At 48.8% G+C, this 22035-nt stretch carries 29 protein-coding genes and 4 tRNA genes; 21 read left to right on the top strand and 12 right to left on the bottom strand.

Features of this window, described 5'->3' with window-relative positions; translation table 11 throughout:
* Positions 1 to 102 precede the first annotated feature (102 nt).
* From HA050_RS07025 to HA050_RS06980, 10 genes are all read left to right on the top strand, one after another.
* A complete protein-coding gene (locus tag HA050_RS07025) occupies positions 103 to 1227 on the top strand; it encodes a flagellar hook-length control protein FliK (protein WP_166823888.1) in 1125 nt (374 codons plus the stop codon).
* A 186-nt stretch (positions 1228 to 1413) separates the two neighbouring features.
* Entirely contained in the window at positions 1414 to 1950 is a 537-nt protein-coding gene (locus HA050_RS07020; RefSeq protein ID WP_099398817.1) for a flagellar basal body-associated FliL family protein, read from the top strand.
* 106 nt (positions 1951 to 2056) lie between these two features.
* A complete protein-coding gene (fliM, locus tag HA050_RS07015; protein WP_099398818.1) occupies positions 2057 to 3076 on the top strand; it encodes a flagellar motor switch protein FliM in 1020 nt (339 codons plus the stop codon).
* Complete coding sequence (fliN, locus tag HA050_RS07010) at positions 3069 to 3482, top strand: flagellar motor switch protein FliN (RefSeq protein WP_166823885.1); 414 nt, start codon at positions 3069 to 3071, stop codon at positions 3480 to 3482. Before fliM ends, fliN begins: the two co-directional genes overlap by 8 nt.
* Before the next feature lie 7 nt (positions 3483 to 3489).
* Positions 3490 to 3903: a flagellar biosynthetic protein FliO gene (gene fliO / locus HA050_RS07005; RefSeq protein WP_205836333.1), complete on the top strand. Its 414-nt coding sequence runs from the start codon at positions 3490 to 3492 to the stop codon at positions 3901 to 3903.
* Positions 3900 to 4643, top strand: a complete 744-nt coding sequence (gene fliP / locus HA050_RS07000) for a flagellar type III secretion system pore protein FliP (RefSeq protein WP_240929008.1) — start codon at positions 3900 to 3902, stop codon at positions 4641 to 4643. The genes fliO and fliP overlap by 4 nt, the downstream gene beginning before the upstream one ends.
* 3 nt (positions 4644 to 4646) lie before the next feature.
* Positions 4647 to 4916 (top strand): flagellar biosynthesis protein FliQ, encoded by a 270-nt coding sequence (gene fliQ / locus HA050_RS06995; protein WP_099398820.1) that lies wholly within the window; start codon positions 4647 to 4649, stop codon positions 4914 to 4916.
* Positions 4916 to 5713, top strand: a complete 798-nt coding sequence (gene fliR, locus HA050_RS06990) for a flagellar biosynthetic protein FliR (protein ID WP_166823882.1) — start codon at positions 4916 to 4918, stop codon at positions 5711 to 5713. Before fliQ ends, fliR begins: the two co-directional genes overlap by 1 nt.
* Before the next feature lie 133 nt (positions 5714 to 5846).
* Positions 5847 to 6638: a GTP cyclohydrolase FolE2 gene (gene folE2 / locus HA050_RS06985; protein WP_166823879.1), complete on the top strand. Its 792-nt coding sequence runs from the start codon at positions 5847 to 5849 to the stop codon at positions 6636 to 6638.
* A 59-nt stretch (positions 6639 to 6697) separates the two neighbouring features.
* Positions 6698 to 6883, top strand: a complete 186-nt coding sequence (locus tag HA050_RS06980) for a hypothetical protein (RefSeq protein ID WP_166823876.1) — start codon at positions 6698 to 6700, stop codon at positions 6881 to 6883.
* A gap of 111 nt (positions 6884 to 6994) precedes the next feature.
* On the opposite strand, the gene HA050_RS06975 is transcribed toward HA050_RS06980, so the two are convergent.
* The 5 genes from HA050_RS06975 to rluD form a co-directional block, all read right to left on the bottom strand.
* Complete coding sequence (locus tag HA050_RS06975) at positions 6995 to 7216, bottom strand: YbdD/YjiX family protein (RefSeq protein ID WP_099398687.1); 222 nt, start codon at positions 7214 to 7216, stop codon at positions 6995 to 6997.
* A complete protein-coding gene (locus HA050_RS06970) occupies positions 7209 to 9275 on the bottom strand; it encodes a carbon starvation CstA family protein (RefSeq protein ID WP_166823873.1) in 2067 nt (688 codons plus the stop codon). Before HA050_RS06970 ends, HA050_RS06975 begins: the two co-directional genes overlap by 8 nt.
* Positions 9276 to 9557: 282 nt before the next feature.
* Positions 9558 to 10451, bottom strand: coding sequence for a ZIP family metal transporter (locus HA050_RS06965; protein ID WP_166823870.1), 894 nt, complete (start codon positions 10449 to 10451; stop codon positions 9558 to 9560).
* A 43-nt stretch (positions 10452 to 10494) separates the two neighbouring features.
* On the bottom strand, positions 10495 to 11253 hold the full coding sequence (gene pgeF / locus HA050_RS06960; protein WP_166823867.1) for a peptidoglycan editing factor PgeF: 759 nt from the start codon (positions 11251 to 11253) through the stop codon (positions 10495 to 10497).
* Positions 11240 to 12289: a 23S rRNA pseudouridine(1911/1915/1917) synthase RluD gene (gene rluD / locus HA050_RS06955; RefSeq protein WP_099398691.1), complete on the bottom strand. Its 1050-nt coding sequence runs from the start codon at positions 12287 to 12289 to the stop codon at positions 11240 to 11242. The genes pgeF and rluD overlap by 14 nt, the downstream gene beginning before the upstream one ends.
* On the opposite strand from rluD, the gene HA050_RS06950 reads away from it, so the two are divergent.
* The 11 genes from HA050_RS06950 (at position 12288) to HA050_RS06900 (ending at position 17987) form a co-directional block, all read left to right on the top strand.
* Positions 12288 to 13091 (top strand): outer membrane protein assembly factor BamD, encoded by an 804-nt coding sequence (locus HA050_RS06950; RefSeq protein WP_099398692.1) that lies wholly within the window; start codon positions 12288 to 12290, stop codon positions 13089 to 13091. The genes rluD and HA050_RS06950 overlap by 2 nt on opposite strands.
* Before the next feature lie 73 nt (positions 13092 to 13164).
* Positions 13165 to 13240: transfer RNA gene (locus HA050_RS06945), tRNA-Ala, on the top strand.
* Positions 13241 to 13287: 47 nt separating this feature from the next.
* Positions 13288 to 13363 (top strand) — tRNA-Glu (locus tag HA050_RS06940).
* 20 nt (positions 13364 to 13383) lie between these two features.
* A tRNA-Arg gene (locus HA050_RS06935) sits at positions 13384 to 13460 on the top strand.
* A 9-nt stretch (positions 13461 to 13469) separates the two neighbouring features.
* A tRNA-Glu gene (locus HA050_RS06930) sits at positions 13470 to 13544 on the top strand.
* A 112-nt stretch (positions 13545 to 13656) separates the two neighbouring features.
* Positions 13657 to 14283, top strand: a complete 627-nt coding sequence (gene tmk / locus HA050_RS06925) for a dTMP kinase (protein WP_166823864.1) — start codon at positions 13657 to 13659, stop codon at positions 14281 to 14283.
* Between the two features lie 13 nt (positions 14284 to 14296).
* The gene (gene holB, locus HA050_RS06920; RefSeq protein ID WP_205836332.1) at positions 14297 to 15316 is read left to right on the top strand and encodes a DNA polymerase III subunit delta'; all 1020 of its coding nucleotides are present in this window, start codon (positions 14297 to 14299) and stop codon (positions 15314 to 15316) included.
* Complete coding sequence (locus HA050_RS06915; RefSeq protein WP_099398694.1) at positions 15313 to 15678, top strand: PilZ domain-containing protein; 366 nt, start codon at positions 15313 to 15315, stop codon at positions 15676 to 15678. Before holB ends, HA050_RS06915 begins: the two co-directional genes overlap by 4 nt.
* A 239-nt stretch (positions 15679 to 15917) precedes the next feature.
* Positions 15918 to 16688: a TatD family hydrolase gene (locus tag HA050_RS06910; protein WP_166823861.1), complete on the top strand. Its 771-nt coding sequence runs from the start codon at positions 15918 to 15920 to the stop codon at positions 16686 to 16688.
* Positions 16685 to 17461: an MBL fold metallo-hydrolase gene (locus HA050_RS06905; protein ID WP_166823858.1), complete on the top strand. Its 777-nt coding sequence runs from the start codon at positions 16685 to 16687 to the stop codon at positions 17459 to 17461. The genes HA050_RS06910 and HA050_RS06905 overlap by 4 nt, the downstream gene beginning before the upstream one ends.
* Before the next feature lie 79 nt (positions 17462 to 17540).
* Positions 17541 to 17987 (top strand): hypothetical protein, encoded by a 447-nt coding sequence (locus HA050_RS06900; RefSeq protein ID WP_166823856.1) that lies wholly within the window; start codon positions 17541 to 17543, stop codon positions 17985 to 17987.
* Positions 17988 to 18150: 163 nt separating this feature from the next.
* Here the strand turns inward: HA050_RS06900 and HA050_RS06895 are convergent, their stop codons facing one another.
* The 7 genes from HA050_RS06895 to HA050_RS06865 all read right to left on the bottom strand — a co-directional run bounded on the left by HA050_RS06895 (position 18151) and on the right by HA050_RS06865 (position 21980).
* A complete protein-coding gene (locus HA050_RS06895; protein ID WP_166823853.1) occupies positions 18151 to 18636 on the bottom strand; it encodes a DoxX family protein in 486 nt (161 codons plus the stop codon).
* Positions 18637 to 18807: 171 nt separating this feature from the next.
* Positions 18808 to 19530: an HvfC/BufC N-terminal domain-containing protein gene (locus HA050_RS06890; RefSeq protein ID WP_166823850.1), complete on the bottom strand. Its 723-nt coding sequence runs from the start codon at positions 19528 to 19530 to the stop codon at positions 18808 to 18810.
* Positions 19527 to 20363 carry an MNIO family bufferin maturase gene (gene bufB, locus HA050_RS06885; protein ID WP_166823847.1) on the bottom strand — a complete coding sequence of 279 codons (837 nt, stop codon included), beginning with the start codon at positions 20361 to 20363 and terminating at the stop codon, positions 19527 to 19529. Before bufB ends, HA050_RS06890 begins: the two co-directional genes overlap by 4 nt.
* Positions 20364 to 20373: 10 nt before the next feature.
* Positions 20374 to 20640, bottom strand: coding sequence for a BufA1 family periplasmic bufferin-type metallophore (locus HA050_RS06880; protein ID WP_115229851.1), 267 nt, complete (start codon positions 20638 to 20640; stop codon positions 20374 to 20376).
* A 135-nt stretch (positions 20641 to 20775) separates the two neighbouring features.
* Positions 20776 to 20949, bottom strand: a complete 174-nt coding sequence (locus HA050_RS06875; protein WP_240929014.1) for an anti-sigma factor family protein — start codon at positions 20947 to 20949, stop codon at positions 20776 to 20778.
* A 124-nt stretch (positions 20950 to 21073) separates the two neighbouring features.
* Positions 21074 to 21640 (bottom strand): sigma-70 family RNA polymerase sigma factor, encoded by a 567-nt coding sequence (locus tag HA050_RS06870; protein WP_166823844.1) that lies wholly within the window; start codon positions 21638 to 21640, stop codon positions 21074 to 21076.
* 70 nt (positions 21641 to 21710) lie between these two features.
* Complete coding sequence (locus HA050_RS06865; protein ID WP_166823841.1) at positions 21711 to 21980, bottom strand: TfoX/Sxy family protein; 270 nt, start codon at positions 21978 to 21980, stop codon at positions 21711 to 21713.
* Between the last annotated feature and the right edge of the window lie 55 nt (positions 21981 to 22035).

The raw sequence follows: 22035 nt of genomic DNA, 5'->3' as shown, positions 1-22035 counted from the left end.
AGCAGATCTGAATCCCGCTGGGCCTGAGTTTAGCATAGCGGTTTAATTGGGCTGGCACTGCAATTGCTTAAGTCTTGATTAACTTTATCGGGGAGCCAGGTCATGGCGAGCAATCTCACTGTTACAGCCAGTGCGCAAACGAGTCGTTCAACAGAATCACGTTCCTCCGTTTCTATGGGGGCAGATACCGCTGCTCAACCGTTTGCTAAAGTGCTGGAGCGTGAAGTGAATACCCGCCAGGAAGGCCAGTCAGCAGATTCGGGCGAGAAAAAAACAGTACAGGAAGAAAGCCATTCCCCGGTCGAAGAGCAACAGGCGGCTGCGAATGCCCAGCTGCTCCCTCCCTGGTTAGCCATGCTGCAGGCTCAGGCTGTAGCGCAAAATGCTCCCGTGCCTGAACTGCCGGAGGCGGATGTAAAACCGGATGGGCCAGAGCTGGATTTAACGGCTCTGGGCAAAGGCTTGCTGGTTAAAGGTGATACGAAGGAAGGGGCCGCAGATACGGCTGAAACGGGGTTAAATCCGCTTACTTCCTTAAGCACAGGGGCAGAGGCGGCAAAATTTGCCTCTTTACGGCAAAAAAACGCCGGAGCAGGCTCTGAATTGGCTTCGCCTGCGGAAGAGTTTTCAGCTTTACTTAACAGTGCTAAAGACAATACCGCACTTCCAAAAATAGATGCTGCTCCTCATATTGCATTCCGCACGCCAGTGGCTGAAGCAAAACCTGCCGTGCCGCAACACACAGTAGCGGAGCCTGTGGGCAGCTCGCGCTGGGGTGATGCGGTTGCGCAAAGGGTATCCATGATGCTGCAGGATCAGCATCAGCAAATTGATATGCAACTTAATCCGCCGCATTTGGGGCCGATGGAAGTACGGCTTACAATGTCAGGCGAGCAGGCGAGCGTGGTTTTTAGCTCGCAACACGCATCAGTGCGGGAGGCTTTAGCTGCCGCAACGCCAAGATTAACCATGCTGCTCGCTGACCAGGGTATTCAGCTGAGCAATGTACAAGTTGCTTCTGATTCCTTAAATCAGCATACACAGCAGCAACAGGCACAACAGCAAGCTCAGCAGCAGGCCAACAGTCAGTATATGGGGCAGCAACGCCAGCCCGGGTCGCAGCAGTTTGCCAAAGATTTGCCGGGAGTCTATGCCGATGGGCAAGCGCGGGTAATGACGGATGTTGCTCTGCCTGTGGCACGCAGTGGTTTAAATCTCTATGTTTAATTTGGAGCGGGTCTTGTTGTGTTACGACAAGACTCGCCGCTTACTACCTGTTTGTTAATGCTTTTTAAGCTATAATCAGCTCACTTAATTCCAAAGCCCGCGCCCCTCGCTTTTAATTGGGGCGCTTTGTTCTGGTCTGAATACTTCTTTTTTTATAAAATATTTCAATCCATTCAAGGTGATGTGATGTCCGATGCCAAAGTGGAAGCTGCGCCTAAAGCGAAGAAAAATATTCTTTTGTTCGCCGTAATCGGCTTATTAGTTGTGTTATTAATCATTGTGGGCGGTGTTGCTGCCTTTTTGCTTACTAAAAGCAGTGATCCTGCTGCGGATGAAGTTGCTGCAGAAGCCACCGCAAAAGATGAAGTTAAAAAGAAAAAGAAAGATCACAAAAAGAAAGAAGAGCATGCTGCTGTTTTTGAAAAGCTGCCGCAATTTACGGTTAATTTGCACTCAGAAGATGGCGATGGCATTTTACAGACCGATATTTCTTTAGAGTTGGGCGATGCGCATTTGGCCGAAAAAATAAAAGCAATGTCACCTAAGATTCAGGGGCAAATTAATAAGCTGTTACGCAGTAAAACGATTGCTGAAGTGAAAGCGCCGGATGGCACGGATAAGCTGGCAAAAGAAATTCGTGAAATTGTAAATAAAATTCTTGGCGCTGAAAGCGAAGATGAAGGCGTTATTTCAGTTAATTTCACTTCATTTATCGTGCAGTAAGCACAAATACTGCGCCTGTCTCTGTTTATTGCAGGGACAGGCGCTGTGGTTTTTTTTAAGATTATATTTAATTAACCGGTAATTCAGTTTATCCGGACTAAGGATTATGGCAGACGATATCCTTTCTCAGGAAGAGGTCGACGCGCTACTGCGCGGTGTGACCGGAGAAGAAGATTCTTCCGACGAAGAGGTCGATGCTTCTGCTGTCCGTGATTATGATATTGGCCGTCAGGAACGTATCGTTCGCGGGCGGATGCCCACGCTTGAAATTCTGAATGAGCGTTTTGCACGTAATTTGCGGGTGGCCTTATTTAACTTTATGCGCCGCAATGCTGAAATCTCCGTTGGCCCCGTCCGGGTGCAAAAGTACAGCGAATTCATTCGTAATCTGGTGGTTCCTACCAATTTAAATTTAATTCAAATGAAGCCGCTGCGCGGAACGGGTTTGTTCATTTTTGACCCCGATTTCGTTTTTCTGGTGGTGGATAATTTATTTGGTTCAGATGGCCGTTACCATGTGCGGGTTGAAGGGCGGGATTTTACTGCGACTGAACAACGAATTATTCAGCGGCTCTTAGAAGTTGTTTTTGAAGAATACGAAAAAGCATGGCAGCCCGTTTTCCCCTGTGAATTTGTTTATGTTCGCTCGGAAATGAATACGCAGTTTGCTAATATCGCTACCCCAACTGAAGTGGTGGTGGCCTACACCTTTAAAATTGAATTGGGTGCCGGGGGCGGTGATTTTCATATCTGCTTCCCCTATTCGATGATCGAGCCGATTCGGGATGTGCTTTACAGCACCATGCAGGCCGACCGGATTGAAGTCGATAACCGCTGGACCACGCTGATGCAAAAGCAAATTCAGCACGCTGAGGTTGATTTGGTTGCTACTTTAGGGAACGCCAAGGTCACTTTAGGTGAAATTCTGGAATTGCAGCTGGGCGATATTATTTCTTTAGAAATCCCCGAGGCCATTATTGCGGCTGTGGATAACGTGCCCGTACTTGAGTGCAAGTATGGCACCCTGAACGGGCAGTATGCCTTAAGAGTCAGCAAAGTACTTGGCTCTGCCGAAGCATTAACCGGCGCCGAGACAGAAAGTGAAGGAGAGACTGACAATGGCTGATGAAGATGAAATGGCAATGGACGATTGGGCCGCTGCCTTAGCCGAGCAGGAAGTAGCTGATGCTGCTGCCGCAGAAAAACCAGATATACAAGCCGCTGATATTTTTCAGCGCTTTGATGCCAGCACGCCGCTGAGCAATGCACCAAGCAATATCGATATGATTCTGGACATCCCTGTTTCCTTAACGGTGGAACTGGGGCGTACTAAAATTGCAATTCGCAGCCTTTTGCAATTGGCACAGGGTTCGGTTGTTGAGCTCGATGGTATGGCAGGCGAGCCGATGGATGTGCTGGTCAATGGCTGTTTAATTGCTCAGGGTGAAGTGGTGGTGGTGAATGATAAATTTGGTATTCGTCTCACCGATATTATTACGCCGGCTGAACGCATCCGCCGCTTACATAAGTAGTTTGAGAGTGTCGTTTTTTCTGCGCTTTTTCGCCTTGGCTTGCCTGCCTCTATGGGCCAGTGCCAATGCATCTTCCCCCGCTGCTGCCCCCTCTTCAAGCCTGATGTCCATTGCTCAGGTTACGCTGGCACTGGCTTTTGTCATTGGCCTGATTGTGTTTAGTGCCTGGCTGGTGCGGCGCTTGTCTTTGCTGCCCATGAGTAATGCACAAACGCTGAGAGTGGTGAGTGGCGTTATGGTGGGCAGCAAGGAGCGGGTTGTGGTGGTTGAAGTGGAAGGCCGCTGGCTGGTGCTGGGGGTAACATCCAGTGCGGTGAACCTGCTGCATACACTGGATGCACCTGAGCAAACAGAGCCTGCGCCTCATGCCTCGCCGTTCGCAGCCAGACTGGCCACAATATTACAAAGGAAAACGCCTTGAAGCGCTTGATGATCGTGGTGCCGGGCATATTGCTTGCCGGAGCTGTTTTTGCTGCAGATCCCGGTATTCCCTTTATGACGGCAAATGCGCAAACGGGTGGCACTCAATATAGTTTACCGATTCAAACCTTATTATTTTTAACTGCTCTGGGTTTTTTACCTGCGCTGTTATTAATGATGACGGCATTTACCCGCATTGTGATTGTATTGTCTTTATTGCGCCAGGCTTTAGGCACCATGCAGGCACCGCCTAACCAGGTCATTGTGGGAATGTCTTTATTCCTTACCTTTTTTGTGATGTCGCCTGTTTTTGATAAAATTTATCAGGTGGCTTATCAGCCTTATGCCGAGCAGAAAATAGGTTTTAATCAGGCGGTTGAAAAAGGGGTGGTGCCGTTAAAAGATTTTATGCTGAAACAAACACGGCAAAAAGATTTGGCGTTTTTTATTGATATTTCCGGAGCGCAAAAGCCCAATGGCCCGGAAGATGTGAGCCTGAGAACCTTAGTCCCTGCTTTTGTAACCAGTGAGCTTAAAACAGCATTTCAAATCGGCTTTATTGTTTTTATCCCTTTTATTATTATCGATTTTGTGGTGGCCAGTATTTTAATGGCCATGGGGATGATGATGGTTTCGCCGGTCATTATTTCTTTACCCTTTAAATTAATGTTATTTGTATTAGTGGATGGCTGGGCTTTACTGATGGGATCCTTAGTACAAAGCTTTTATATTGCAGGGTAGCAAATGACGCCTGAAACCGTTGTAACGGTGATTCAAAGAGCCATGGAAGTGATGGTGCTGCTGGGTGGGCCACTGCTGCTGACTGCACTGGTGGTGGGCCTTGTGGTGAGTATTTTTCAGGCAGCAACACAGATCAATGAAGCATCCCTTTCTTTTATTCCCAAGCTGCTGATTACCTTTTTAGTGTTTATTTTAATCGGGCCCTGGATGATTGAAACTGCTATGGATTACACGATCCGTTTATTTCAAAGTATTCCGCAGTTGATTGGCTGATGAACGATATCTGGACAGTCAGCCAGGCTCAGATTGATCTGTGGCTTGCTATTTTCTGGTGGCCATTTTGCCGTATCTTTGGCTTTTTATTAGCCGATCCGTTTTATTCCAGTAAAGCAATCAGTGTTAAAGTACGTGTCTGCGTTGCTATCTTTATTTCTTTGATTATTGCTCCTGTTTTACCTGCAATGCCCCAGGTGCCTGTGGTGTCGCCGGCTGGTATTCTGATTGTGATTAATCAGCTGCTGATTGGTATTGCAATTGGCTATATCGTGCGGATTATTTTTTCTGCTATGGAAATGGCCGGGCATTTAGCGGGTTTGCAAATGGGTTTAGGTTTTGCTTCGTTTTATGATCCGCTGCATGCTACCAGTGTACCAATTGTTGCTCAGTTTTTGAGTTTAATGACCATTCTGGTATTTCTGGCTTTAAATGGTCATTTAATGGTTTTACATACTTTGCTCGATAGTTTTACCAGCCTGCCTGTCCGGGCAGAACCCATCTCAGGTCTGGGTTTTAAATTGCTGGTTGATTATGGCGCGCTGATTTTTCGTGCAGGGGTTTTGCTTTCCTTGCCGGTGATTGGTTCTTTGCTGGTGACCAATCTGGCGGTTGGGATCATGACCCGCGCCGCGCCGCAACTGAATGTGTTTGCGGTGGGCTTTCCGCTGATGATGGGGATTGGTCTTCTTGCGATGTACTTATCTATGCCCTATATGCCTGCTCATATTGAGATGATGCTGAGCGACGGTTCAAAATTTGCTGCCAGAATGATGGCCGCTTTTGCCGGGAAGTAAGGGCTGTCAGAGGGCTGAAGTTTTTGCCTATCAGCAGCGTAGATTTTTACAATAATTCCCGAGCACTTTACTCGGGTATTCTCAGTGTTATAATCTGACTCATCAGAATCTATTTTCTTTGGAGCTATACCCCATGACCATGGCGATTGCCGACGTGCAAAACACGGTGGATACCCGCAATATTGCGATCAATAAAGTGGGCATTAAGTCCATTCGTCACCCAGTTAAAGTAGCGGATCGTACCGATGGCGTGCAGCACACTATCGCCATGTTTGATATGTATGTGTTTTTGCCTAAGCAATTCAAAGGCACGCATATGTCGCGCTTTGTGGAGATTCTGAACAGCCACGAGAAAGAAATCTCGGTGGATTCTTTTGAAACGATTCTGCGCGAAATGTGCGATCGTTTAGAAGCAGAATCCGGCTATCTGGAAATGCGTTTCCCGTATTTTATTAATAAAACAGCACCAGTTTCGGGCGTGCAAAGCCTGATGGATTACGATATCACTCTGGTTGGCGAGTTAAAAAATGGCGTGTTTGAGCAAAAGCTTAAAGTACTCGCGCCAGTGACCAGTCTTTGCCCATGTTCAAAGAAAATCTCTGCCTATGGTGCGCATAACCAGCGCTCACACGTTACTGTAACCGCAACGCTGGCTCAGAGCGTCTGGATTGAAGAAATCGTGACGCTGATCGAGCAGGAGGCTTCTTCAGAGTTATGGGGTTTACTCAAGCGTCCGGATGAGAAATTTGTGACCGAGCGTGCTTATGATAATCCGAAGTTTGTAGAAGATATGGTGCGTGATGTGGCGGCCCGTGTGCATGCAGACCCTCGTGTAAGCGCCTACGTGGTTGAATCAGAAAACTTTGAGTCTATCCATAATCACTCCGCCTATGCGCTGATTGAGCACGATAAACGCGAAGCCTGATTAGCAGGCAGGATATAAGCCAAGCCTCGGAAACGGGGCTTTTTTTGATTGGATGCACTATGTATATTATTTTGATTGGCTATTTATACGTGGTGATGATGTTTTCTATCGTGATGGGCAGCATCGCCAAAGGTTTGGTTGTTTTCTTTATCTTTGGCTTCATGCCTGCCGTGATTCTTATCTGGCTTAAACGTGGTAAGCAGATTGTGAAGGAGCGTAAGCGGGAAGAAGAGGAAGGCCTGTAGGGCGTACAAAATTCGCCATTTTTTTGCCTGTGGCCTGCACAGGCCTCGATCTGAATGTAAAAAAACCAGAGTCATCAGACTCTGGTTTTTTTTGTTTGCCCGCTCAAAAAACTAGCAAGGGCATTTACTGATTTTCCCAGCTCCCGGAAAGCGCGCTTCAAGACAGTATTGATAAAACTCTTTGCGCGTTTTAGCGGGTAATTCCGGGTGGTGGGCCTGCATATGTGCCAGATAATTTTCATAATCATGCACGCCCACCATCAAACGGCAGGTTTGCACCACCTTATAAGCATTGCTTCTGAAAGCGGAGCCGGGTTTTAGAAACTTAAGCATGGCTTGCCTCGCTGACTAATGGCCCGCCAGTTTCATGCACCGAGATATTTTTATTACTCAGTGCTTTGCGGATTTGAATAATGGCCGCCACCAGCATGGTCATGGCAACCAGCATAAAGAAGGCGCAAAGGGCCGTGTTGATCTGATTGTTAAACACAATCCTTTCCATGTCTGCAATGCTCTTGGCCGGAGCAAGCAGTGTGCCGTCGCTAATGGCGGTATTAAAGCGTTTTGCCTGTGCCAAAAAGCCGATTTTAGGGTTCTCATGAAAGATCTTTTGCCAGCCAGCCGTCATCGAGGTGATAAACAGCCAGATGGTTGGCAAAATGGTGACCCAGGCATAGCGCTGTTTTTTCATCTTAAAGATAACCACCGTACCAAGCAGCAGCGCCATCGTAGCGAGCATCTGGTTACCAATCCCAAACAGCGGCCACAGCGTGTTGATCCCACCCAGCGGATCAGTCACACCCTGATAAACAAAGAATCCCCAGCCTGAAACAGCTACAGCGGTGCCGATTAAATTACCAACCCAGGATTGGCTTTTTGCCATGGCAGGAATAAATACACCCACGGTATCCTGCACCATAAAGCGGCAAGCCCGCGTGCCGGCATCGACGGCAGTCAGAATAAAGAGCGCTTCAAACAAGATTGCAAAGTGATACCAAAAGCCCATCATGGCCGTGCTGCCGGTAATGGTACTGATGATATGCGCCATACCTACGGCAAAGGTTGGAGCGCCACCGGCGCGGGATAAAATCGAGTGCTCACCCACATCTTTGGCAATTTGTGCCAGATACTCCGGCGTAATGACAAAACCCCAGCCATTAATCACTTGCGATGCGCTTGCTGCCGTGGTGCCAATCAGTGCTGCAGGGGAGTTCATGGCGAAATACACGCCAGGCTCCAGCACCGAGGCACAAATCAGCGCCATCAGAGCCACAAACGATTCCATCAGCATCGAGCCATAGCCAATCATGCGGATATGGCTTTCTTTCTCGATCAGCTTAGGCGTGGTCCCTGATGCCACTAAGGCGTGAAAGCCCGAGATTGCACCGCAAGCGATGGTGATAAACAGAAATGGGAACAGGCTGCCGGCAAAAACCGGGCCGCTGCCATCAATAAAACGGCTGACAGCAGGCATTTTTAATTCTGGAGCAGCAAAGACAATCCCCACTGCAAGGCCCGCAATCACACCAATTTTTAAAAAAGTAGACAGGTAATCACGAGGCGCTAAGAGCAGCCACACCGGCAATACCGAGGCAATAAAGCCGTAAATAATCAGTGCCCAGGTCAGCTCCGTGCCACGCATGGTAAAGTGCGGTGCCCATTCCGGATTGGCTGCAATATCGCCACCAAATACAATCGCCGCCATCATCAGTACAAAGCCAATCAGCGAAATTTCGCCAATATGGCCCGGGCGCAGATAGCGCATATAGACGCCCATAAACAGCGCAATAGGAATGGTTGCGGCAATCGAGAATACGCCCCAAGGGCTTTCAGCAAGGGCTTTTACAACGACCAGAGCCAAGGCAGACAGAATAATAATCATCACGCCCAGAGCACCCAGCATCACAATCACACCAGCAAATGCACCTAATTCCTGCTTGGCCATTTCGCCTAAGGAGCGTCCGTCACGGCGGGTAGAAATAAATAAAACTAAGAAATCCTGCACTGCGCCTGCCAGCATTACGCCGACCAAAATCCAGATGGTGCCAGGCAAAAAGCCCATTTGAGCAGCCAGAATGGGCCCAACTAAAGGGCCCGCACCGGCAATGGCGGCAAAGTGATGGCCAAATAGCACCCATTTATTGGTGGGCACATAATCCAGACCATCATTGCGGCGCTGGGCCGGAGTAGGGCGGCTGTCATCCAGCTCGAAGATTTTTTCGGCGATAAATTTGGAGTAAAAGCGGTAAGCAATGCTGTAGCAGGAGATGGCGGCTAAGACCAGCCAGACTGCGTTAACATGCTCTCCACGGCTAAGCGCCAGCATGGCAAAGGAGAATGCACCGCCCAGTGCAACCAGCAGCCAGACCCCCCATTTTTTAAAATGATTCATCATCGTCCCTTGATTACTGTTCTTTTTGAATAACTTACGGCGTGGCCCATGATGGAACGATGCAAGTGATCGTCCCATAGGTGCTTTCCCTGGTTGTCAGTTAAAAATGGGGACTTTGCAGGAATATGCCAGAATTTTGTTTCAAACAGCTGTGAATGGAGTACTCAAACGCGATGCCATGACTTGAACGGGGCTGTTGTGATTTTGGAGGGTGTTGAAGTTGGGTATTGCTGATGGGCGTGGCTGAAGTATATTTATGCCCCAGCCACGCAATACGGCGGATTAGTGCGGAAATAAAAAGTGCGGCACAGCAATAAATCCTACCCCTGCAAGAATCAGTGTTACTTGCTGAGCGGTATCTTTTAGCTGAGGGCGTTTATGCAGGCCAGGGATGAGGTCGGCAATGGCGACATAAATCATGCTGGATGCGCCCAGCGCCAGCAGGTAAGGCTGCCAGTGAGTCACCGTTTGCAGCGACCAGTAAGCCAGGAGTGCACCGATCAGCGCGGCAAATGAGGACATGGCATTGAGCAGCAAAGCCTTGGTTTTGCTATAGCCAGAATGCAAAAGCACAATAAAATCGCCGACTTCTTGTGGCACTTCGTGCGCAATAATCGCCAGCGATGTAGCTATCCCCACGTTAATATCGGTCATAAAGGCCGCGGCAATCAGCGCGCCATCCAGAAAATTATGGAAGGTATCGCCAATGATTATCATCAGCCCGGCGCGGCCGTGGCCATGCCCGTGTGAGTGTTCGTGCGGCTCTAATTCTTCACATTCTTCGTGATGGCAGTGCCGCCAGATCACGAGTTTTTCCATAATAAAAAACGCCAGAATTCCTGCGAGCAGCGTTAAAGAAATGCTTGAGGCCGAGGGGCTGTGTGCATGTTCTTCGTGGGCTGGGCTTGCTGCATGCCCGTGTTCTTCATGGCTGAGCTCTGCAATGATCGGGCCGCCGTTGTTTGTCGTTTGGACAACTGCGGGCCGGTGATCATGTTCACCAAAGGCATGGGGAAGGATTTCCAGAAAAGATGCGGCCAGGAGGGACCCGACCGCAAAGCTGACTAATTTAGGAATCCAGCTGGGCCGCGCAGCGTAGGCAATGCACGCAGCAGCCAGCACACTCAGCAGGCTGCCCGCCACGCTGGCGGTCATAATCCAGGCAAGAACACTCATTTAAATGCTTTCAGAATATCTGTAGATGCAACAGTGTATCATTTCAGCATTCATCGGTCAGCCAAATTAAGCTGGCCATACGGCCTGTGCGCTGATCACGGCGGTAAGAAAAAAAGCGCTCAGAATCTGTGACCGTGCAAAAATTGCCACCATAAATTGCATTTACACCGCTGGCCTGTAGTCTTTGTCTGGCGAGCAGATAAATATCGGCCAGCCATTTTCCTGTGTTTTGGCTGGGTTTAAATGCGTCGGTTGAGCGATGATCGTGCGCTATAAATGCCGTACGGACTTCATCTCCCACTTCAAACGCATCTGGCCCAATGGCCGGGCCCAGCCATGCCATCAGTGTTTCAGCAGGCGTTTGCATTTGCCGGATCGTGGCTTCGATAACCCCGTTACAAAGGCCGCGCCAGCCTGCATGAGCCGCGCCAACTACCGTGCCTGCCTGATTACACAGTAAGACGGGCAGACAGTCTGCAGTCATCACAGCACATACTGCATTGGCCGTATGTGCTGTGATGGCGTCTGCTTCGGTGTTTTGATAGGCAGTAGCGGCATTTGCCACCTGCACACCGTGTACCTGCGTCAGCCAAACCGGGCTGGCAGGCAAATACTGGCGCACGATGGCCCGGTTGCGGGTAACGGCCTCAGGCGAGTCGTCAACATGGTTTCCCAGGTTGAGGCTCGCCCAGGGCGCGCTGCTGACACCTCCCTGGCGGCTGGTCGAAATAGCCTGCACCGTGGCAGGTGCAGGCCAGTCCGGCCTGATCCACATTGAGGGCAGAGTTTTATTCACGGACATACATGACTTCGCAATCACTGTCGTCAACATCCCAATCGTCGTCCCAGTCTTCTTCCAGCATGCCCGCGTCTAAGCGCAGTACATTCACCAGAATATCCATATCTTCTGGCAATGGTGCTTTCCAGGTCATGGTTTTGCCCGTTTCAGGGTGAATAAGCGACAGTTTGCGGGCATGTAATGCCTGACGTGCAAATTCACTCAGCGCAATACTGACTTCTGGCGAGTGTATTCTGGGTTTCCCGCCGTAAATCGGGTCGGCAGCAAGCGGGTGGTTGATGTGGGCCATGTGTACGCGAATCTGATGCGTGCGGCCAGTTTCAAGCTGGCATTCAACCAGGGTGTGCGCTGTAAAGTGCTCACGAATCTTGTAATGCGTTACAGCATGTTTGCCTGAGTAGACAACTGCCATTTTGATTCTTTCTTTAGGATGGCGGCCAATTGGAGCGTCTACTTTTCCGTCGTTAGAAAGCAAACCCTGGGCGATTGCCATATAGTGGCGCTTAACGGTACGTGCTTGTAATTGCTGTACAAGGCTGTTTTGTGCCATTAAGGTGCGTGCAATTACCATGAGCCCACTGGTATCCTTGTCCAGTCGGTGTACGATGCCTGCGCGGGGAATAGTTTTAAGCTCCGGGTAGCGGTGGAGTAAGCCGTTAAGTACAGTGCCTGTCCAATTGCCTGTGCCAGGATGCACAACCAGTCCCGGTGCTTTGTTCAGCACAAGTAAGGTAGCATCTTCATAAATAATATCTAATTCGATATCTTCAGGCTGAAAGGCACTTTCATCTGCTTCGGGTTGGGGTAAGACGCTAATCGTTTCACCACCCCATAATTTTGTTTTGGGGACGGCAGGGTTGCCGTTAAGAAAGACTAAGCCGTCTTTGATCCATGTTGAGAGTCGGTTACGGGAAAACTCGGGCAGCATCTTGGCTAAAGCAGCGTCCAAGCGCTCCCCTGCCAAATCGGATGGCACGGTCAGGACACGCGCCTGCTCGAAGTCGTTATAATCGTTTAATTCGTTTTCGGAATGCATCATGAATAAGATTCTACCGCGATTCATCGTCTCTGCAGTACTTGCCGGATTATTGGCAGCTTGCGCATCCACTCCTGATGAACAGGATGAAACCCGTGGCTGGACAGCCGAGAAGATTTTTACAGAGGCAAAAGCAGAGCAGGAAAGCCGCAATTTTGATCGTTCAAACAAGCTGTTTGAAAAGTTAGAAGCGCGTTTTCCCTATGGGCGGCATGCTCAGCAGGCACAAATAGAGACAGCTTATAACCATTATAAAAACCAGGAACCCCTCTTGGCTTTTGCGGCGATTGACCGTTTTATTAAGCAATATCCGGCGCATCCAAACATTGATTACGCTTACTATTTAAAGGGTTTGGTTAACTTTAATGAGGCGCAGGGCTTTTTGTCCAGCCTGATCAAGCAGGATATGTCAGAGCGCGATCCTAAGGCTGCCCGCGAATCATTCGATACCTTCCGCCAGCTTGTGACACGTTTCCCTGATAGCAAATATGCGGCCGATTCAACCGTGCGTATGGGCTATCTGGTTGGGGCTCTGGCCAGCCATGAATTACATGTAGCCAAGTACTACTACAACCGCGGTGCATTTTTGGCGGCAGCAAATCGTGGTAAATATTTACTGGAAACATATTCGGGCACTAAGCAGGTTGAGCCCGCTTTAGGCATTATGGCGCTGGCTTACGACAAGCTTGGTTTGGTCGAGCTGCGTGATGATGCAAAAAAAGTGTTGTTTAAAAATTATCCGCAAACCACCGTGCTGGACGAGAGTATTTTGTTCTCCGATGCTGACTGGTGGAAACCCTGGTAAGAAATATTTAATTTATTTTCGATCCGGGGGTTTACAGACTGAAATTTGCTCTGTAATATTCGGATCTCTTTCGGGGGGTATAGCTCAGTTGGTAGAGCGCTTGCATGGCATGCAAGAGGTCAGCGGTTCGATTCCGCTTACCTCCACCAGATTGAAGTAAGTCATAAAGCAGCATGGCTTACGATTAAAGAAGTATGTTCCCATCGTCTAGAGGCCTAGGACACTGCCCTTTCACGGCGGCGACCGGGGTTCGAATCCCCGTGGGAACGCCATGATTTAAAAGTTTTATCGTGCGGCTGTAGCTCAGTTGGATAGAGTATCTGGCTACGAACCAGAGGGTCAGGAGTTCGAATCTCTTCAGCCGCACCAATAGTTTATGTTCCCATAGTTTAGCGGTTAGAACACTGCCCTTTCACGGCGGCGGCCGGGGTTCGATTCCCCGTGGGAACGCCATCTAAAAAACCTGCCCATGTGGCAGGTTTTTTTTCGTCTGTAAAATTCAGCTTTAAGGTTTCCCGTGTAAGATTCTGGCGGGAAGCTCTCCTTTTTCAGGAACACAATCAATATGGCAGCGTTGGGTCGTTTTCTTTCGGTAGAAGGTATTGATGGCGCGGGTAAAAGCACTCAATTAGCCTGGATTGCGCAGTGGTTATCGCAAAAGGGTGTGGCGTTTGTTCAGACGCGTGAGCCTGGTGGTACTTCTTTGGGCGAAAAACTGCGTGAATTACTCCTGACTGAGCCCATGCATCTGGAGACTGAAACCCTGCTGATGTTTGCCGGGCGGCGTGAACACCTGGCTCAGGTGATTTTGCCTGCATTAGAGCGCGGCGAATGGGTGCTTTGCGATCGTTTCAGCGATGCAAGCTACGCCTATCAGGGCGGCGGGCGAGGTTTGCCGCGTGAGAAATTTCTGGCTCTGGAAGAATGGGTGCAGGGCAGCGGCCTACATAAAATCCAACCTGATTTAACCTTAATTTTTGATGTACCCTTGTCGGTCAGTCAGGAGCGTATGTCTGCCGGACGTGCACTGGATCGGTTTGAGCGCGAAGCGGCTGATTTTCACGCACGGGTACGTGCCGCATATTTAGAACGGGCGGCCAGTGAGCCTGAGCGGATTCGTGTGATTGATGCCAATCGCACCCTGGAGCAGATTCAAGCCGAGCTGGCAGAGATACTGAGCGCCATCCTTTAACGCGAGTGCCACGATGAAAACACTTTACCCATGGCAAGCCGCACCCTGGTCACAATTGATGCGCGAAATTGACCGCTTGCCTCATGCCTTGCTGATCACAGGTGAGGAAGGAATAGGGAAGAGGCGTTTTGCCGAATATCTGGCTCAGTTATTATTGTGTGAAGACAGCGCAAAAACGACAACACCATGTGGCGTATGTGATGGCTGCCGTTGGTATCTGGCAGGGAATCATCCGGATTTTCGCCTGGTTTCCCCCGCAGATACTGATGCAGAGGCGGGGGAAGATGCTAAACCCAAGCGTAAATCTCAGGTGATTGGTGTCGATGATATTCGTGATCTTGCTGATTTTGTCAATCTGACGGCGCATCGGCGCGGAATTCGTGTCACCCTGGTGTATCCGGCAGAGGCATTAAATATTGCAGCCGCAAATGCGCTTTTAAAAACACTTGAAGAACCCCCTTCTGGTGCGGTGTTTATTCTGGTTTCAAATCACTGGCGGCGATTATTGCCCACCATACGCAGCCGTTGCCGTGTGTTTCCTATGGCAACGCCTGATCAAACGGTGGCGACGGCATGGCTGGCGCAGCAGCAGGTAGTTAACCCCGCTCTGCATCTGGCGCATACTGGCGGTGCGCCCTTAGCCGCTTTAGAAGATGCCAGTGCTGAATGGCTGCCTAACCGGAAAACTTTTTTAGCCCATATTGCTAACCCGGCTGTTTTAGATGTACTGGCGGTGGCCGCAGAGCTTGAAAAAGCGAAGCTGGAGATGTCTTTAGTCGTGAGCTGGCTGCAAAAATGGGGTCACGATTTAATCAATATAAAAATGACTGGCAAACTTCGCTATTATCCAGATTGGGATAGCGATTTACGCCGTATTGCAACTCAATCGCCCGCCTTTTTTCATTACACTGACCGCTTAAACGAGGCGATGCGCCTGGCGCATCACCCCTTGAATCAGCGCTTAGTATTTGAATCTTTATTGTTTGCTTACTTAGATGCATTGCGTGGCAAAAGCAGCAGAGGAAGAAAATGAGTGAACCTATCAAAGCACCGGTTTCCCGTCCTGGTGTGTTATCGCTGAATATTAAAGAAAAAGCCGCTTTATATGCTTCTTATATGCCTTTTGTAAAAGGCGGCGGGATTTTCATTCCGACCAATAAAGCCTATGTACTGGGCGATGAAGTATTTATGCTGCTGTCGCTGCTGGATGATCCGGCCAAAATTGCGGTGTCGGGTAATGTGGTCTGGATTACCCCTCAGGGTGCGAATAATAATCACCAGCAGGGTATCGGCGTGAAATTCTCTGGCAATGAAGCAGGCAATCAGGCCAAAACCAAGATTGAAGGCTTGCTGGGCGGCTATTTGCAATCTGCCCGTACTACGCACACGATGTAATTCGGGTGCTTGTAAAAAGACCTGAGGTCTGCAGATACAGAGCGCACTGAGTCTGAAAGCAGAACACCGGGAAAAAACATCAAGGTTAAAAGCATTTGTCTGTAAAAGTTATGAAATACTTGAACAGATTAATGTTGCAGTTGTTTTTTCTTATGTTGTTCTGTGTTCGCTGTGATTTTAGAGTTGGCTTTTGTACCTGTGTCCTGATTTAAACCCCTGTTCATTTCTTTGAAGTTCTTATGTTTATTGATTCGCATTGCCATATTAATTTCCCGGATCTTGCCGCCAATATCGATCAGCACTTGGCTAAGATGGCTGAGAATAAAGTAACACACGCTTTGTGCGTGGCTGTAAATTTGCCAGAGCTGCCTTCTGTATTGGCTCTTGCTGATGCACATGCAAATATCTTTGCTTCGGTGGGAGTGCACCCGGATTATGAAGACACGCCAGAGCCAACGGTTGAGCAGCTTGTGGAGCTGGCTTTGCACAAAAAAGTAGTGGCGATTGGTGAGACTGGGCTGGATTACTACCGCTTGCAAGGCGATTTAGAATGGCAGCGTGAGCGTTTCAGAGTGCATATCCGCGCCGCAAAAATAGCGGGCCTGCCGCTGATTATCCATACCCGGTCCTCAAGTGAGGATACGATTCGTATCCTTAAAGAAGAAGGCGCGGCTGAAGCAGGCGGTGTATTACACTGCTTTACCGAGAGCTGGGAAGTGGCGCAGGCGGCGATGGAACTGGGGTTTTATATATCTTTCTCCGGCATCGTTTCATTCAAAAAAGCCGTTGAACTGCACGAAGTGGCGCGTTTAGTGCCATTAGACAGAATGCTGATTGAAACCGATTCGCCTTATTTAGCGCCAGTACCATTCCGTGGCAAGCAAAACCAGCCCGCCTGGGTGCGCCATGTTGCCGAATCGATTGCCGATTTGCGCGGCGTAAGCGTGAATCAAATTGCGGACGCGAGTACAGCTAATTTCTTTAAACTCTTTCACCGGGCCACTGTATGAAAGTAGAGGCGCTTTTACTGGGCACAGGTTCCAGCGGTGGCTCGCCAGCGCTGGGCTGCTCTTGCCCGACCTGCGCCTCGGCTAATCCTAAAAACAGCCGTACCCGAGCCTCTGCCGTGCTGCGTGCCGGGGGTAAAACATTTTTAATCGATACGGGGCCCGATCTGCGCCATCAGGCTCTGCGCGAGCAGCTTTTGCATGTGGATGCGGTGCTTTACACCCATCCACACGCCGATCATTTAAATGGTATCGACGATATTCGCGCGTTTTGCTGGTTGCAAAAAGCCGCCATTCCGGTGTTTGGTAACGAGTTTATGCTCGACCATATCCGCCAGCGCTTCCCCTATACCCTGTTTCCGCCAAATAATTTTTGGGATAAGCCAGTACTCACCTTGCATCCGGTAAACGACAGTACCTTTGAATTTGCGGGCATTGCTATCGAGCCGATTCCCCTGATGCATGGTAAATGGCCGATTTTGGGCTATCGCATCGGCAATGTGGCGTACTTAACTGATGTGTCAGAGATCCCCGAGTCCAGCATTACCAGGCTGCAAGGCTTAGACATCGTATTCTTAGATTGCCTGCGCCGCGTGCCTCACCCTACGCATTTTTCTGTTGATCAGGCCATTGCCGCCGCCAGGCAAATTGGTGCCAGGCAAACCGTGATGATCCACATGACCCATGAGCTGGAATACCAGGCACTCTCGCAAGAATTACCAGCGGGTATGGTGGTGGGGTATGACGGTATGCGTTTAGTCAGTGAAGCCATTTAACGATTAAAGCCGTATCCCCGCTGGAATTTTTACTGTGCTGCTTAATCATTGCAATCTGCTGTTAATTAAAGAGAAAAAGATGAAAAAGTTTTTATTGGCGGCCGCTGTTTTATTTAATTGTCAGGTTATTTACGCCGGTGATTCAGCAGATAATAAGCAAAGTGCTAAAAGTATTTTTAAGTCTGCGGATGAGTATTTTGCGAGCTTTGCCGGGCTGGAATGCAAAGGGCATTATATTAATGGTGCCAATAATGAGCAGTTGCTTTTAAGTTTGGCAATGGCAGAGGGAGGGCACGAGCTTGAAGGCGTGATTAAAGATGCTCGTTTTGAAAGCAAATTCTATGATTGCCGGGGCTTAACGGATAATGAGCTGTTGTGTATTGTTGATGCTGGAAGAATCAGTGTTCCTGTGTATTTTACATTTTCAAAAAACAGGCGTTCTGTTGAAGCTGATATAAGAACTAAAGAAGAGGGCGAGTTACATATCACCAAATATTTATCTGCAAAGTGTACAAAAGGAAATTAAAAGTTTTTATTTTTTGGTGCATGCTGTAGTTATTTATTTTTTAGAGTATCTGCATTAAATTTTAAGCGGGTTAGTATTGATTGGCGGGTGTAAGCTTGGCATTGTTTTACATGTTGCCGGGCATCACATCAGCCCGCCATAAAGCGGGCTGTGTTAAGGCGTATCAGAGGCCGGAATTTAAAGGTTTTATTTGACCAGCCTGGCAACGCCGGTTCAGCCATTCATCTGCCGACCATTTCCCCGCACCATAAATGGCTAATACGGCGAGCAATGCGCCCCAGAGATAATGATCTTTAAGGGCGATGGGCAGCAGGGCTGGGTAAGATATCACCGCCATTAGATTAAGTATAAATAAACCCGCCGCTGCAAATCGTCCTAAGCAGCCGCTAATCAGTAATACGGGCAGAATAAGCTCGCCCCCAGCGGCCATCATGGCGGCAATTTCTGGAGGGATAAATGGTACTTGATATTCAAAATTAAATAAAAATAAAGTACCATCCCAATTCCGTATTTTAGTCAGGCCAGACAGAAAGAATACCTGAGCCAGATAAATTCGTAATCCAAGATTAAATACCGGGCTTAAATATTGTATGCATAATGATTCGGCACAGCGATAGCCACTGTAGAGTTTGCAGAGTTGTTTTTTCATGGCGATCACCTGTCAAATAGACTTGAAATATAAGTACCGTTTTAATGCCTGAAATCAAATTAAAAATTATATATCTGCTTTTTTATTAAAGGCAGGTCCTGTTTTTGGGCAGAAATAACAGTATGCTTCGTACCTGCGGGAATGAAATACAGACACAGGTGGACTAATAAATTAATGAATCTGGCACACCAAACCACGGCTGAATAGCTGAATTAAAACTGGTCCGGCATCATATTCACCATCTTCAGTTGCAAGCATGGCACTTTCTATATTCTGGTTTTTTAACAGGCATTCTAAAAACAGCGTATCGCTGGCTGTGATTAATTGCCACTGATCACGCCATACCCATACCTGCTCGCCGCCTGCATTTAAATCGGCTGGTTTTTCGCCGTGGTGCATCATTAATATTTGGTAAATAGGCCATGCTGCCGATTTAATAATAGCGACGGCTGGATGCAGAGTAAGGCGTAATTGGCCAAATTGCTCCGGCGTATATAAGGCGAGCGTTTCAATGGCAATAAAATTGCAATCTTCACTGTAATGAGCCTGATGAATCGCCCAATCCAGCCTGGCCACATCGCTTAAATAGGGCAGATCGCTGACATGTGGAAAATCGCTTAAAAATTCGGGGAAGCTTTCACCATCCAGATGCAAATTACCTGCATGCGATTCGCTGTTTTCAACGAACACCCTTGCCATGGCGCTAAAGAATTCTGTACCGACTAATTCCACTACCGTAGGGTAGGTATTCGCAAGATTATTGCTGCGATTGGCCCATGTATTATTGCGATACACATCTAAAAAAGGCAGGCTGCGGGTCAATACTGATTGTGGCTGATAATCTGTGTTTTTATATATCTGGCTGAAGTCTTGTAATGCAGCAAGGTAATTCATACGATTGCCCCCATGCTGTGCGGATGGTGAGTAATTTGCGCTTTTAGTTTGCCATATTCATCCAGCAGGCCGGAGAGCGGCGGCAGATTTGTATCCCGCTCCAGCAGCACAGGTTTGGGGCCGGTGAGTTTAAGGGCGTCTTCCAGCAGCTTCCAAACCGCATCACAAACGGGCGCGCCGTGGGTGTCGATCACGAGGCCATCGCAATACTCAAAACCAGCCACATGGATCTCGGCCACGCGGTGCAAGGGCAGCCTTGCCAGCTCGGCCCTTGCATCAATGCCATGATTAAGCTGATTCACATGCATATTATTTACATCAAGCAGGAGACCGCAGCCGGTTCGGGCCACTAATTCGGCCAGCAGCTCTGCCTCGCTGAGCATTTCATCGCTAAAAGCAATATAACTGGAAACGTTTTCCAGCAAGATACTGCGTTTTAAGCGGCTTTGCACCAGATCGATATGGGCGCAAAGGTGATCAATCGCACCGGCATAACGTGGCACGGGCAAGAGATCGTTAAACCATACATCGCCATAACGGTTCCATGCCAGATGCTCCGAAATGGCGGCGGGCTGGATGCGCTCGGCTAATTCTGCCAGCTGTGTTAAATGCCGCGCTTCGGGCGGCTCGGCATTGCCAAGGCCCAAGCCTACGCCGTGCAGGCTGACGGGATAATCACGGCGTATTTTTTCTAAGGCGGCAGGCGCTGCACCGCCGCCAAAGTAGTTTTCACTATGCACTTCCCACCAGGCCACATTGGGCCGCGTGGCAAGCACTTCGGCCAGATGTGGAGACCGAAGCCCAAGGCCGGCCTGGATGGGAAGTGTTGTCATGATGCTTTCCTTAAGCCTTAGGGGCCATCAGGGAGCCTTGCATTTTTTCACAAGTGCCTTTTTTGACGGCTTTCCACTCGGCTTTATCCATGTCTTTAGTACCCTGGCCTGCACAAGCATGTCCGTTGGCAGCACAGTCGTTTTGGCCTGCTTTGGCTACGCCATAGCATTTTTCCATTTTTTTCATTTCTTCGGCGCTAGGCGAAGCATTTGCACTCATAGCGGCACAGCCGATTACGGCAGCCAAGGCGGAAGACAGCATCAGAGACGTTTTCATGGGTATTGCTCCTTGTGAGATAGGAAAACTCGTTCGCGGTGTTTTTCACCTGCTTACTGAGTCGGGGCAGCGTTTGAAATCTGACAAAATATTTTTAGCCTCAGCCGGGCAAACAAAAAAAAGACAGGCTGATGGCTATTCCCAGTGAGAAGGCGCACGTGCCGCTTCCCGCATAAAGTGTAGCTGACGATTAAAATTTCGACAGTTGTTGCATAACAAAAGGTGTAGCCGTAAGCGATAGCGCTGGTTGAGCGTCAGTGGGCCATCCTGTTGGGCGGATAATAAAATGGATGCCTGGCGGCAGTTCATCATGGCGCGTTTCCAACCCCATTTTTAAAGTAAATTTTCATACTTATACGTGCGTAATCATTCAGGCTGAGCATGAGCGGCTCAGGTAGTGCTGGTTATAAAATAGCGGCTTTGTGCTTATTCATCATGGCGTATTTCCAAACCAGTTTTTATCCAGGCAAATTCGCAAGCTCATACGGGCGCGATAGAGCATGGCTGAACAATTAGTCGCGGTAATCTCTAATTGCTGACAGATATGTTCAATCTCCAGGCCTAATTCTTCACGCATGGCGAACACCATGGCGGTGCGCTTTGGCATCAGCTGACTACAGCGTGTATACACCGCCCAAAATTGCTTGTCTTCCAGACTGGCCTCGGGTTTTTCCCAGCGCCTTGGCGCATCAGAGCCCCAATGGCCGGTTTTATTAAACAGCACATCAAAATCGCTGCTGTCTTCTTCACCTTCAATAGTGGATAACAGCAGCGGATCGCGGTAGATGCGGCGTTGGGTATCGATAATTTTGAATTTTAAAATACCCGTCAGCCAGGTTTTTAAAGACGATTGTCCATTAAAGGAATCGGGCTTTTCCAGTGCGGCCAGTAGTGTTTCCTGTACGGCATCTTCGGCGCTGCTGCTGTGCTGCAATTGGAAGAGCGCAAAACGGTAGAGATAATCTCTGAGTGGCTCCAGGTCTTCAATGCGAATAGCCATAAAGATTGCTCTGCAGGTTTGTGGGTTTGATTATATATTGCTTCTTAATCTTTTGTTATGATAATGATTCTTATTTGGTTTGTTTTTCCATGCTTTCTAAAGCCAGCAGCAGACTGGTTTTATGCTGCCTTGCCACTGTTTGCCAAGGCTGGCCAGAAACAGCGCCTTCCAGTGCGTAGAGTAAGTTCAGGCTTGCATGTGGATTTATTTGCTTAACTTGCAGATAGGCACGGACTGATCCCAAGTCATAAATGGCTTGTACCGAGCAAATGCCCGCAGCTTCAAGCATGGCTTGAGACTGAGGGCCAAGGTTCGCCAGATCGCTGATTTTTTGGCGCATGATGGCCTCGCATGGTGCTGGTTTCTGCAGGCAGCTAAGCCCCGGATGCTTATCT

It is taken from the genome of Iodobacter violaceini, from assembly GCF_011601265.1.
Taxonomy (GTDB): domain Bacteria; phylum Pseudomonadota; class Gammaproteobacteria; order Burkholderiales; family Chitinibacteraceae; genus Iodobacter; species Iodobacter violaceini.
Note: the sequence above shows the minus strand (reverse complement) of the source record. Positions and strands in the feature narration are given on the sequence as shown.